This window comes from Paenibacillus sp. WLX2291 (genome assembly GCF_046603665.1).
Lineage (GTDB): Bacteria > Bacillota > Bacilli > Paenibacillales > Paenibacillaceae > Saccharibacillus.
The window spans coordinates 5,190,416-5,203,210 of sequence record NZ_CP176755.1; the positions used below are offsets into that span (position 1 = coordinate 5,190,416).

The window sequence follows — 12,795 nt, forward strand, 5'->3', positions numbered from 1 at the left end:
CAATAGAAGCAAATGTAATCGTTATCATTATGGAGGTGCAGCACTCATGCCGGATGCACTGCGGATGGAGCAAGCAGTCACTCTCGGCTATCGGGAAACGCGTGCGTTTGAACCGGTGGCGGCGGACGGATTTCATTCCCATCTGCATTATGAAATTTACTATTTTCACGAAGGTCTGTGCACGTATATTGTTGGGGAACGCATCTACCAGCTGCATCCGGGCGATGTGCTGCTAATGCATGGTCGCACCTTACATCGTCCGCATCCACAGCCGGGGCATCCGTACGTGCGTTCTACGCTGCATTTTGACCCTGCGCTGCTGCATGAGTATGTACAGACGAGTTATGCTGACAAGCTGTTGTTGCCATTTGAACAATCTGGTGGCATTCGTTTGCAACTGACATTACAGGAGCGCAGCGATCTGGAAGTGCTGTTAGAGCAGCTCAGTCGGTTGTCACATGAGCCGCAGCAAGGTCAGATTCCACTGCCTTTTATGATGAAGCTATGCGATTTGCTGGCACTGCTTGCTGGATGCTGTGAGCGTCAGGAAAGCCCGGTTGTTCGCGAAGGCAAAGAGATGTATGCTCATCATATCGTCGACTATATCGAGCAGCATTATATGCACGATATGACGCTGGAGCAGATCGCCGACCATCTGCATCTGTCACGCTCGTATGCGTCCTCGCTGTTCAAGGAATGGACGGGCATGACGATTTTTAAATATTTGTACCACCGCCGGATCAATCAGGCAAAGCTACTGCTGCAATACCAACACGACCTACCTATCAGCGAAATCAGCCGCCGCTCCGGCTTCAAACAGCCCGCTCATTTTAGCCGCATGTTCCGCGAGGAAGTCGGTTGTTCACCGGAAAGTTATCGTTTGCGGTAGTAGTATGATGCGCTGTATTAGAAATATGTATGAGGCGAAAAGGTCATATTGATGTGCGAAGTCTATACACTTTGGCAGTCTCATTGAAGATGATGTAACACCCATATTGTATAGCAAAAGAGTCGCGTAGACGTTATTCTCCGTCCACGTGACTCTTTTGCTATACTCCAAACCATTCACATTAGCCGTGCTCGCTGTGCAACTCCGCACTTCGTTCCTTCGTATCAATTGTATCGCCTGTTACCCCGCGTTAATCCAGCCCGCTTTTTGCAGTAAACGACGAATCATACTTGCCGCCTGAGCACGAGTCACATGACTTTGCGGCTCAAAGCGTCCTTGATTGCCCTGTACGATTGCGCTTTTCGCAGTAGCAGCAACTGCCTTTTTCGCCCAGTTGGATACTTGTTTGCGGTCGGAGAACCGATTCAACTGCTGCTGCACCTGACTGTCCGACAGCGTAGTTGATTGACCGGTATAGTCCATCGCATGGCTCATAATCATTGCCGCTTCCTCGCGCGTAATATATTGATTCGGACGGAAATTGCCGTCGTTGTATCCTTCGATCAGCCCGTGATTGATCGCTGTTCCTACTACACCGGCATACCAGTCTGACGTATGCACATCTTTGGGCAAATGACTACTCTGCTCATCCGCCAAGCCCAGCGCACGCACCAGCATCGCTGCAAACTCCGCACGCGTCACTTCACGATCCGGTACAAAGTTACCGTCCTCACCGTTCACAATCAGCCGCGATGCCATATCCGTAACATCGTCCTTGCTCCAACTGGATGCTACATCGGGAAACGTCTTGCTGCTCTGCACCAGCGCATACATGCCGTCTGGTACAAAGCCGTGAATAACTACGTCATTAGAGCCGCTCGATGAACCTGCGCCGGATGTCGTTGTAGTAGAAGGATTCGCATTCTCTGTATTGGTGGACTGCCCTGCATGGTTGAGATTGCTTGTGGCAGCGGACTGACTTTTACCGTTGGACGCATTGGTAGTAGTACGATTCACTACAGTAGGTACCGGAATGATACGCTTCTGTACCGGATTCCAGCGAATAGCTGTCGTGATATTGACGTTAGAACTAGACGGATGCAGCGTAAGCTGTCTCCCCTTTTCAGGAACAGAAGGATTCGCATTGCCACTGCTATCTGTACCTGTACCTGTACCTGTACCTGTACCTGTCGCAGCAAACAGCATATTGGGATTGATAGCAACCGGAGCTGACGAACCACCTGTACCGGTTAGCGAAAATTGTACCGGCGTACCAATCGCTTTCATTCCTGCTTGCTGTTCTACCTGCTGCACTGCATTGGCTATATCCTCACTCACAGGCGCGATGCCAATATGAAGCGTAATATGTTGCAGAGAAGACGTGCTACCCGGTAATGACAGCAAAGCGTTGCGGCTCATCCCTGATACCGGTAGCTCATAGTCACCCAGCGGCGATTCCACTCGAATGCCGCCTTGACCGTCATATAACGCCTGCATTACATCCCCGTTCAGTACACAATCCACCGTCGTATAGCCTGATGGAATCACAATCGGCACTATCCGGTCGGAAGAAGATGCCAACTGCTGCACAATACTCTCCTTACGTGGCGTAACCGTCAGTTGACCGGGCGCAGACGATTGAGCGGTATACAGACCATTTCCATCTGGTAATGCCGTTGTACCAGAATTGACAGCACTCGAATCGGAGTTGGGAGTGTTTGAAATATTACTGGAATTGCTGTTGTTGCCTTCACTACTGTTTGCCGAAGATGTTCCTGTATTGCTGCCCGAAGTTGCATTGGTCGTATTGTTAGTCGTTGAACCTGTATTGGAAGTTGTCGATTCCGTTCCTGTTGTCGTATTTGTACCGATAGTCGCACCTTGCTGTGTACCATCCGCGCCAGCTCCATTGATGCTAATGTACGCCAAGCGAAACGCTGTCGACGGATCGTTATACAAACGTAAGGTCAGCCAGCCCTGTGCAGGTGTAAACGGCGTCTCCCCCTCTGCCGCATCATTCCAGACACCATTGCTGCCATCTGTAGAATTGAGACTATATTGCATGGAAGTCATCGTATATTCCAGAGCTGGGAGCGCTGGATCAAGCATAACGGATGCTAGTGACGGCGCCGTATTCACCGCCGGATTGTAAATGGTGTACTGCACCTGATACGATTGCGCCGATGCCAACGGCACAAGTAGCGAGAAAAGCATACATGCCATCAGCAGCATTGCAAATAGTCGCAAGCCGAAGGGAAGGTTGCGCACGTCCCTTACACTACTATTCAAACTACCTGTGCTGGACATTGACGATTGGAATATCCGATTATAGTCATTGTTCATATGATTTCGCTCCTATTTCATCTCGCTTGTTCTACTTCTATATAACGGGTGCTGGATGCAGAATCATAATGCCTGCTGGCGACTTTTGCACGTATCCATCGATGCTGGCAACACTCCACTCTCCGTCGGACTCTTTTTCCATTACATCACTAACGAAAAAGCAGACCGTCAAAGCATCTGATGTAACCATGCTCTCCATCTATCTCATAATTCAAAGCTTTTTTCCAGTCGGTGTTCGGCTGTCTCTTTATTTCCGTGTGTTTGCACATGCTGGAATGGGTATGTACATAACAGTACGTTTATTTCGCTGAATATCCTGATCAATACAATGAATCTGCAATTCTATGCAATATACACATCACGCAATCGAGGAGGATTTCACATGAAAGCAGTTATTATTGAACAATATGGTGACGAGAATCAACTCAAGCTGGCAGACGTACCCGATCCGAAACCGGGTTCCAAGCAGGTTGTCGTGAAGTTAAAAGCTACTTCCATCAACCCGATTGATTGGAAGCTACGCGAAGGGCACCTCAAACAAATGATGGATTGGGAGTTCCCGATCATTCTCGGCTGGGATGCCGCTGGTGTAATCACTGAAGTTGGCGATGACGTCACCGAATGGAAGATTGGCGATCATGTCTTCGCCCGTCCAGATACGACTCGTTTTGGCACATACGCTGAATATGTCGCGGTCGATGACAATCTGCTCGCTCCGTTGCCACCGGGTATCAGCTTTGCCGAAGCAGCTTCGATTCCACTAGCTGGATTGACTGCATGGCAGGCTCTATTTGATCACGGTCAGCTCAAGGAAGGCGAAAAGGTACTGATTCATGCCGGAGCAGGCGGAGTCGGCACACTGGCAATCCAGCTTGCCAAGCACGCAGGCGCACACGTCATCACGACCGCCAGCGCCAAAAATGCGGAATTTTTGAAATCACTTGGCGCGGATGAAGTAATTGACTACAAATCCACGAACTTTGCAGAACAATTGTCCGATATCGATCTTGTGTTTGACACGATGGGTGGGCAGATTCAAAAGGACAGCTTCAAGGTGCTCAAAGAAGGCAGCGGTCGCCTGATCTCCATTTTGGATCAGCCAGACGAGGAACTTGCCAAGCAGCACAATGTAACTGCCAAAGCAATCTGGCTGCAACCGGATGGCAAGCAGTTAGAGGAGTTTGGTAAACTGCTGGAACAACGCAAAGTGAATGCTATCGTCGGCACCGAGCTGCCGTTTTCCGAGGAAGGTCTACGCGAAGCTCACCGTCTCAGTGCAACGCATCATGCCAAAGGTAAAATTGTGATCACTTTTGAAGATGAGGTACAGTAAGGATATTTGCCCGTCATAACGGGAATCTGCGATCCGTACAAATGATAATAGAGATACAAACGCAGGACTGGACGTTCCGGAACGATGATAAACATTGCAAAACAGTAATCTGCATACCACCTGCGTTTACAAACTTGACGATTTTGCCCGCAGCCAATGCAGTATAATGGCTGTAACAAATCCATGTTTTATTAAGGAAGGTGCAGTATGATGTGGCTTATTAATCCGGCGACCGTATTTCCTGATCCACTGTTTCGTATCGTCTGGCTCCTGGAACTCGCCGTGCTGCTGGTGCTGATCATTGCCGCCATGCGGCTGACGCGCCGAGCATGGATCAGCGCTGCTATATTATTTGTTATTGGACTCGGCTCTACCTTGCCGGGCTGGATCTATCAGATGATTCATCCCGATTATATTGGAGCTTTGATTGATATTCCGTTATTGTTGATGTTCCCGCTCATGGCGGTTAGTCTAGTATGGGCGATTGTTGCATGGGTATTTCGCTGGTGGAGCAATCGGCAGGATGGCGAACGCAAAGTGAAACCCGCGTCGCAACCCTGATCGACGCTCATCCGATTCAGCGGATTGACGGATGACTGCATATGAAACATTGTAAATACCAAGAGCAGTCATCCCGGATGTAGCAGGACGCATGTCATCTACGAATGGGGTATCCAGACGTAGATTGTACTAGAAATATCGAAACGAAATGATATGAAAAACCGCCCCGGCGCAGGTGCTTGATCACCAGTCGCCGGGGCGGTTTGTTGTTGAAATATCCATATTATGAATATCGATTGTGCCTATCGAATGGATAGCAGCTATATATTCATCGCCTGCTTCACAGTACAGGTGCTTCAGACGAGCATATGCTGCACCGTGGAAATGGCGATTATTATGATCTACGTGGCAATTGTTATGCTTGCTCGTTCAGCAGTTGACGGATTGCATCGACGGTCGGAGTGAGCGGACGACCGAGTAATGTTTCAAAATCGCTTTGCTCCACGGCAAGCTCGCCTTCACGAATATCGTGCTGAATGCTAACCAGCATCGGGATCAGGAAGTCCGGCAGACCAGCGCCTTTCATAATCTCTGCATACGTAGCATCATCCACATGCTGTACCGGAATGTCTTTGCCCAGTGCTTCGCCCGCAGCTGCTGCTAGCTCGTCCTGTGTTAACAGCGGACCAGACAGCTCGTAAATGGTGTTGTCATGACCTTCACCCGTCAGCACAATTGCTGCCGCCGCAGCGTAATCGTCGCGTGTTGCCCAGCCTGCTTTGCCGGAACCAGCGGAAGTTACCCATGGTGCGCCCGCAGCTGCGGCTTGAATGCTGGACAGTTCATTTTCCAGATACCAGTTGTTGCGCAGGAACGAATACGGAATGCCCGTTGCTGCAATTGCTTCTTCGGTTGCTTTGTGTACTGGTGCGAGGAACAATTGGCTATCTGCCGCATTGCCGACGCTAGTGTAAGCGATAAAGCCGACATTGGCACGCGCTGCCGCTGCTACTGCATCGTTATGCTGACGGATGCGTGTCTCGTTATCGCCGTCTGCCGAGATGATCAGCAAACGATCCACATTAGCGAATGCCGCTTCCAGTGTCTCTGGCTTGTCAAAATCACCGTGACGTACGTCGATACCCTGCTCACGCAGATGTGCTGCTTTCTCCGGGTTACGTACGCTGACTGCCAACTCGCTGGCAGGTACTTTTCTGAGCAATTCATTTACCACTTTAGAGCCAAGATGTCCGGTTGCGCCTGTAATTAATATTGTCATATTCATATCCTCCTATAGTGTGAAAATGTAGGTATCGTAATTGTCGTTATAACCTAAGTGGTTACAACGAATGTATAAAATAAAAGCCTGTGTAGAGGCTCTCATTTCTGTCTGTTCCTGCTGTCTGAATATCCAAGATGATAAAAGATCGTGCGGGCTGCATCAAGATTGGTCTGCTCGTCATCTGCTTGATCGTATCTGGATCTGCTTGTGCTCGCAGCCATACGTTATATGGTTACGAATTGATTACTAAGCTGTGCCAGCGTCGTGCGGGCAAGCCGTTGCTCCATCGCCGTCTGCGCTTCACGTAATTCTTCCTGAAGCACCTGCTCAATATTGCGTCCGACAGGACAAGCGATGCTAGAATGATCGTGAATGCCGAACAGTTTATTCTCCTCCGTTACATGAACGGCGCGGTAAATGTCGAGTAAGGTGATCTGCTCTGGCTGGTGCAGCAAATACGCTCCGCCGATACCAGCGCGCACCTCGATCAGCCCTGACTTTTTCAACATGCCCATAATCCGGCGAATGACGACCGGGTTCGTATTGACACTTGCAGCGATAAAGTCGCCTGTGCATTCCAGCGGACATAGATGGATCAAGGACAGCGTGTGTACCGCCATTGAGAAGCGTGTACTGATTTGTTTCATTTTGTATCACCACCGTTGTAACCAGTATAGTTACACTAATTGCAAAAGTCAACAGCTTTGCAGAGACTACTTTTGATCAATGTTACATTTGCTAAACGGAATGAAGGATGTCATTATGTTACCAGAGTTATCGGATGGATCATAAATGATCATCTGCTACTACAAAGTGCAATCAACAGAAAAACAGTTTGCTGTCCATCGTCAGCAAACTGTTCCTTATGATCGATATGTCATTCATGTGTACATCATTCATGTTAGATAGGGAGTGCCTGCTCCAATTGTTCCGATATTCCTGTCCGCCGATCAACACTACTATTCCATCTCTCACAGCGATGCCGCAGAGTCCAGTTCTTGAGCGTCATGCTGCAATTTCTCCGCAGTTGTACGAATGATCAGCATTAAGGCACGCGTCATCAGATCCATCGGCAGCGACGGCAAGGTCGGCTTGTGTAGCGCCATCTGGGTAGAAGCTGGGAAATGAACGAATCCAGCACGTACGCCCGGGTGTCGCTGCTGCAAATAATCCAGCACACCATACATCGTATTGTTGCAAATAAACGTACCCGCCGTATTGGATACCGCAGCCGGAATTCCATTTTCCAGCAAACGGCACGTCATCTCGCGGATCGGCAAGGTAGAGAAAATACCATCCGGCCCATCCTCACGAATCGGCACATCCTGCGGCCTCGCATTCAGATTATCAGCATACTCTGCGCCCGGCTCAACATGTTTCACATTGACAGCGATTCGCTCCAGACTCACTGCGGTACGTCCAGCAGCCAGCCCACACATAATAATCGCATCCGGCTGAAAATCTTCGGCTTCGCGAATGAGTAACTCCACGCATTCATCATAATGTACCGGTAACAGCAGTGTCCGCAGTTCTACCTGAATATCCGCAAACGAATGGTCCTCGACCGCCTCAAGCAAGTACTCCGTCGGGTTGATATGATGCCCGCCAAACGGCTCAAATCCGGATACCAGTATTCTCATTGTCTCTACCTCCAGTTGGATGAATACAACGTTTGAAACCACATTCCCCATTTTGAATCAACATCATGCAAATAAAAAAAAGAATATTGTAAAGGAATATACTTTACCTTTATAAATATATTACCTCTGCTTTACAATTCGGGATCGTGAGCAAGTATTCCTGTCAACGGCTAACAAATTTTTCAAATGCCGTTTGGAGCAGTCGCGGTTCGGTTTATGAAGATTGGACAGATATTCAAGATGGATTTGACATTCTTCGCTGGGACGTTATAATTAAATTATGTTTTATCAAATATAATTTTGCGTAATGAAAGTGAGGAGATTTTTGTAATGTCTGTACATGACTATTCTGCCCTGACAATCGACAAACAGGAGAAATCATTATCCGACTATAAAGGGAAAACACTGTTAATTGTGAATACCGCGAGCGGCTGCGGCCTGACTCCTCAGTATGAAGGACTGCAAAAACTTTACGATACGTATCAAGATTCCGGCTTTGAAATACTGGGCTTCCCTTGCAACCAGTTCAAAGGACAGGAACCGGGCACCGAAGCCGAGATCAAGGACTTCTGCCAAGTGAATTACAATGTAAGCTTCCCACTGTTTGCCAAAGTCGACGTCAAAGGTGACGACGCTCACCCGCTGTACCGCCATCTCGTTGATGCAGCACCAGAGCCATCTCGTACTGGCGACATCGAATGGAACTTTGCCAAGTTTCTCGTTGACCGTGACGGCAAAGTTGTCAAACAATACCCTTCCCGCCTCGAACCTTCGGAGATCGAAGCCGATCTGCAAAAAGTACTGGCTGGCGAAGCGGTTTCCTGACGATAGTTTCCATATTCAGGGTAAATATAAAAGGATGCATATGCTTTACTACTTCACGATACCAACTACAATTCAGGAGGATGATGAACAATGGCACTGACATTCACAGATATGGTAACGCAAGCAAGAAACAACGTACCGGGCGTAACTTCCCAGGAAGCACGCGAGAAAATCAATGCAAACCCAGATACATTCGTGATTGACGTACAAGATGCCAAAGACGCTGGCGCATGTGGACTCATTCCAAGCAGCACGAACATCTCCCTCGGCATGCTGCCAATCCGCGCCGATCTCGGTCTGCCGGAAGAACTGCGCGACGAGCGTCTGAGTGATCGCAATCGTCCAATCCTCGTTACTTGTGGTGCTGGCGGTCAAGCAGCTCTGGGCGCATACGCGCTGAAGCTGATGGGCTTCACTGATGTAGCATACATCGATGGCGGCACAGCAGCATGGAAACAAGCTGGCTTTGACGTGGAAGAAGCGTAAGTAGCCCCCTCTACTTACGATGATATGCAAGACTGCATGACCTTACCGTGATTACCCCCTTTATACCCCAAAGCGTGATCATAGGATTGCCCTCGGAATCAGTTTCCGGGGGCTTTTTGGTATGTATTGTGCTTCTTCCTGTCAATAGAGTGTGCGCTCAACATGTGCCTCTTTCTACGATCTGCTTCGATGTAAGCCTTTTTATAAAATATTATATATTTATTTTCTCAAATTAGTTGTTATCCGCATTATATGTAGCAACAAATATGTTTAGCTCCGATAACTAAATGGGTAATGTTCTTCACAGCCGCGTGCCGCTGCGACAGATGTGTATGATGAGCATAAAGACTCTCCGTATCTGGCCTGATCGGCAGGTCGTTTGCTTGCATGCAGGAGGGTCATACTCGTATGGCTCTCGTTTGAATGGTCAAACGCTGGAGGTAGCAAATCTATTTTGCGTAGTAATGATTATGTTTCATGGAGCCTCACGTTTGGAGTTCACCATCGCTAGAAAGGGAGATGTATACATGAATCGCAATGTGACAATGATGCAATTTTTTGAGTGGCATGTGGAGGCTGACGGTTCACACTGGAAACGACTGCAAGAGTGGGCACCTGAACTAAAACGCGCAGGAATCGGTACGCTCTGGGTTCCACCAGTAACGAAGAGTAATTCACCGGAGGATACCGGGTACAGCGTATATGATCTGTACGATATTGGTGAATTTGACCAAAAAGGTGGAGTTGGCACCAAATACGGCACCAAAAAAGAACTGCTGGACGCAATTGCCATCTGCCATCGTCTCGGTCTCAACGTCTATATCGATCTGGTCATGAATCATAAAGCCGGTGCAGACGAAACCGAAGTATTTAAAGTAATTGAAGTCGATCGGAACAACCGCACCGAGGAAATCTCGGATGAACCGTTCGAGATTGAAGGCTGGACCAAATTTACGTTCCCTGGGCGCGGCGATACATATTCGCCTATGCAATGGAATTATCGTCACTTTAATGGAACCGATTTCGATAACCGTGAAGGACGAAATGGGATTTTCCGAATTGCGGACGGAGACAAACAATGGAATGAGAACGTAGATAACGAATTTGGCAACTACGATTACTTGATGTTTGCCAATATTGATTACAATATGCCAGAAGTACGCGAGGAAATGGTCAACTGGGGCAAATGGATGATCGATACAACACGCTGCGACGGCTTCCGTCTGGATGCGATCAAGCATATTAACCACGAGTTTGTACGCGAATTCGTGAATGAGATGGTCAACAAACGTGGACAGGACTTCTACATTGTTGGCGAGTTCTGGAATCCAGAGCTGGCGGCTTCACAGGAATTCCTCGATACCGTCGATTACAAAATCGATCTGTTCGACGTCTCCCTGCATTACAAGCTGCACGCCGCTTCCACATCGGGTAACTCGTTCGATCTGTCTACCATTTTCAATGATACGCTAGTACAGACACACCCGACGCATGCCGTAACATTCGTCGACAACCATGACTCCCAGCCGGATGAAGCGCTGGAATCGTGGATCGAAGACTGGTTCAAACCGCTGGCGTACAGCCTTATATTGCTGCGTCAGGACGGGTATCCGTGCGTGTTCTATGGTGATTATTTTGGAATCGGCGGCGAGAACCCGGTGCCAGACAAAAAAGACATGCTGAACTGTCTGCTGTATGCGCGTTACCACAAATCGTACGGTGAACAGGATGATTATTTTGACCATCCGAACACGATTGGCTGGGTACGCCGAGGCAGTGACGATATCGAGCGTTCCGGCTGTGCGGTCGTGTTGACTAACGGCGAGGAAGGCGAGAAACGCATGTTTGTGGGCGAAGAACGCGCTGGGCAAATCTGGATCGATCTAACAGGCAACCGCCGTCATCATGTGCAGATCGAAGAAGACGGCTGGGCAAACTTCCCGGTGAACGGTGGTAGCGTGTCTGTCTGGACATTGCCAGAAACCGATCTGACCGAGGAGCAAGTTGGCGAATATTACGAGTCTGGTCAACCTTGTCTGGCATTGCCAGAAGAAGGCATTTTGGAAGAAGGTTCCGATCTGCTGAATATCGAAGCTGCTGAACCTGTGGAAGAAGATCAGGAAGCTGACAAAGCGTAACAATCGTATGAATGTATATGGAGAATAGGATCACATCGTAGGAATCGTATGATCTGTGTATGATCATTCTATCTTCCCCATGTTGACTAGAGTAACTTGCAACAATTCTATACCTCTTACAAAAACCCGATCGCCGGAAGGAATTCTCCTCTGAGAATGCAACTTCCAGCGATCGGGTTTTCTTATATGCTATCCTACAAGTTCACTCATGAACAACGATGAACAGCCAACCAAAGACAATGTATTCAGGCGGGCACGAATACGATACGCTTCTGCGGATCGACAGGCGCAGTCCATACCTGTTCCACTTCAGATAACGGATAAGATTGCGTTGGAATACGCAGTGTACCAGAGGCGATACAGTCGATCAATGCCGGGAATGCTGCCAGATAACCCGCCGCCGTCACAGATCCTTGACCGCTACCGAGTATACGAAGATTCGCAGAGCGCAGTGCAGCGGAAGGAATCTGCGCCGCGGCACCTGCCATGGATCCGATCTGAATCCAATCCAGCGCACGACTGCGATCTTGGCGTCGGGTCAATATGGACATCACTGCCTGTTCCATCGGCGCGCCCCACAGATAATCGATTACTACATCCACTTCTGCTGCCGCTTTGCCCAGTCGTTCTGCTACATCGGATGCTTCTCCTTCTAGCGAAACGACCACATCGGCACCCAAGTCTGTTAATGCTTCTAGGCGCGCCTGATTACGTCCTGCGCCAATCACTTGCTCTGCTCCGAGCAACTTGGCAATTTGTACCGCCATCTGTCCCGAATTGCCAGTCGCTCCCATAATCAATACCCGACTACCCGGACGAAAATCAATCCGACTGCGCAGCGCCACCCAAGATGACATTGCCGGATTCATCGCTGCCGCAATGTGCACCGGATCAGCATCTGCCGGAATCACGACGCTCCGGCGGATATCGATAATCGTCCGCTCTGCCATCGAGCCAAGTGCAGCATCCTCCATCACAAAATAGACATTTCGCCCATCTTCCAACCTGCCTACACCATCTACACCAGGAATTAGGGGCAACTCCCCAGTGCTCGTATAATGCGAACCATCTGCCTGAGAGCGAACCCGTTGATGTAGCCCGGCGGCAAGCACATCAACATATACTTCATGTGGTTGCTGCAAGCTGCGAAGTTCGAACTCACCGTATTGTGGTGCTTTTGTAAAATCATGAACAATTGCTGCTTTCATTACAATCTCCTCCATATCGGATACGATAATTTGACTCATACAAAACCCGACTTACCTGCATATTTAATTTGTTACACAAACTATTATAGTTTGTCATACCAACAAAATAGATATTGAATATAATATAGTTTGTACCACAAACAAAGTCAA

At 48.7% G+C, this 12,795-nt stretch carries 12 protein-coding genes; 6 read left to right on the forward strand and 6 right to left on the reverse strand.

Translation table 11 applies throughout. The features are described 5' to 3' along the window. Positions 1 to 46: 46 nt before the first annotated feature. The gene (locus ACDE64_RS22195) at positions 47 to 889 is read left to right on the forward strand and encodes an AraC family transcriptional regulator (protein WP_411348341.1); all 843 of its coding nucleotides are present in this window, start codon (positions 47 to 49) and stop codon (positions 887 to 889) included. A gap of 240 nt (positions 890 to 1,129) precedes the next feature. Here ACDE64_RS22195 and ACDE64_RS22200 read toward each other — a convergent pair whose 3' ends face one another. Together ACDE64_RS22200 and ACDE64_RS22205 are read right to left on the reverse strand one after the other, a co-directional pair. Further along, complete coding sequence (locus ACDE64_RS22200) at positions 1,130 to 3,232, reverse strand: S-layer homology domain-containing protein (RefSeq protein WP_411348342.1); 2,103 nt, start codon at positions 3,230 to 3,232, stop codon at positions 1,130 to 1,132. 37 nt (positions 3,233 to 3,269) lie between these two features. Further along, complete coding sequence (locus tag ACDE64_RS22205; RefSeq protein ID WP_411348343.1) at positions 3,270 to 3,422, reverse strand: hypothetical protein; 153 nt, start codon at positions 3,420 to 3,422, stop codon at positions 3,270 to 3,272. A gap of 192 nt (positions 3,423 to 3,614) precedes the next feature. On the opposite strand from ACDE64_RS22205, the gene ACDE64_RS22210 reads away from it, so the two are divergent. Beyond that, on the forward strand, positions 3,615 to 4,565 hold the full coding sequence (locus ACDE64_RS22210; RefSeq protein ID WP_411344235.1) for an NADP-dependent oxidoreductase: 951 nt from the start codon (positions 3,615 to 3,617) through the stop codon (positions 4,563 to 4,565). 207 nt (positions 4,566 to 4,772) lie between these two features. After that, a complete protein-coding gene (locus tag ACDE64_RS22215) occupies positions 4,773 to 5,126 on the forward strand; it encodes a hypothetical protein (RefSeq protein WP_411344236.1) in 354 nt (117 codons plus the stop codon). A gap of 355 nt (positions 5,127 to 5,481) precedes the next feature. Here the strand turns inward: ACDE64_RS22215 and ACDE64_RS22220 are convergent, their stop codons facing one another. The 3 genes from ACDE64_RS22220 to ACDE64_RS22230 form a co-directional block, all read right to left on the reverse strand. Further along, on the reverse strand, positions 5,482 to 6,345 hold the full coding sequence (locus ACDE64_RS22220) for an SDR family oxidoreductase (protein WP_411348344.1): 864 nt from the start codon (positions 6,343 to 6,345) through the stop codon (positions 5,482 to 5,484). A 227-nt stretch (positions 6,346 to 6,572) separates the two neighbouring features. Next, entirely contained in the window at positions 6,573 to 6,995 is a 423-nt protein-coding gene (locus ACDE64_RS22225) for an Rrf2 family transcriptional regulator (RefSeq protein ID WP_411348345.1), read from the reverse strand. Positions 6,996 to 7,319: 324 nt separating this feature from the next. After that, entirely contained in the window at positions 7,320 to 7,988 is a 669-nt protein-coding gene (locus tag ACDE64_RS22230) for a pyroglutamyl-peptidase I (protein WP_411348346.1), read from the reverse strand. 330 nt (positions 7,989 to 8,318) lie between these two features. On the opposite strand from ACDE64_RS22230, the gene ACDE64_RS22235 reads away from it, so the two are divergent. The 3 genes from ACDE64_RS22235 (at position 8,319) to ACDE64_RS22245 (ending at position 11,437) form a co-directional block, all read left to right on the forward strand. Continuing rightward, positions 8,319 to 8,813, forward strand: coding sequence for a glutathione peroxidase (locus tag ACDE64_RS22235; protein ID WP_411344240.1), 495 nt, complete (start codon positions 8,319 to 8,321; stop codon positions 8,811 to 8,813). 90 nt (positions 8,814 to 8,903) lie between these two features. After that, positions 8,904 to 9,299: a rhodanese-like domain-containing protein gene (locus ACDE64_RS22240; protein WP_411348347.1), complete on the forward strand. Its 396-nt coding sequence runs from the start codon at positions 8,904 to 8,906 to the stop codon at positions 9,297 to 9,299. A 527-nt stretch (positions 9,300 to 9,826) separates the two neighbouring features. Then, on the forward strand, positions 9,827 to 11,437 hold the full coding sequence (locus ACDE64_RS22245) for an alpha-amylase (RefSeq protein WP_411348348.1): 1,611 nt from the start codon (positions 9,827 to 9,829) through the stop codon (positions 11,435 to 11,437). Between the two features lie 245 nt (positions 11,438 to 11,682). On the opposite strand, the gene ACDE64_RS22250 is transcribed toward ACDE64_RS22245, so the two are convergent. Further along, on the reverse strand, positions 11,683 to 12,645 hold the full coding sequence (locus ACDE64_RS22250; RefSeq protein WP_411348349.1) for a quinone oxidoreductase family protein: 963 nt from the start codon (positions 12,643 to 12,645) through the stop codon (positions 11,683 to 11,685). Positions 12,646 to 12,795 lie beyond the last annotated feature (150 nt).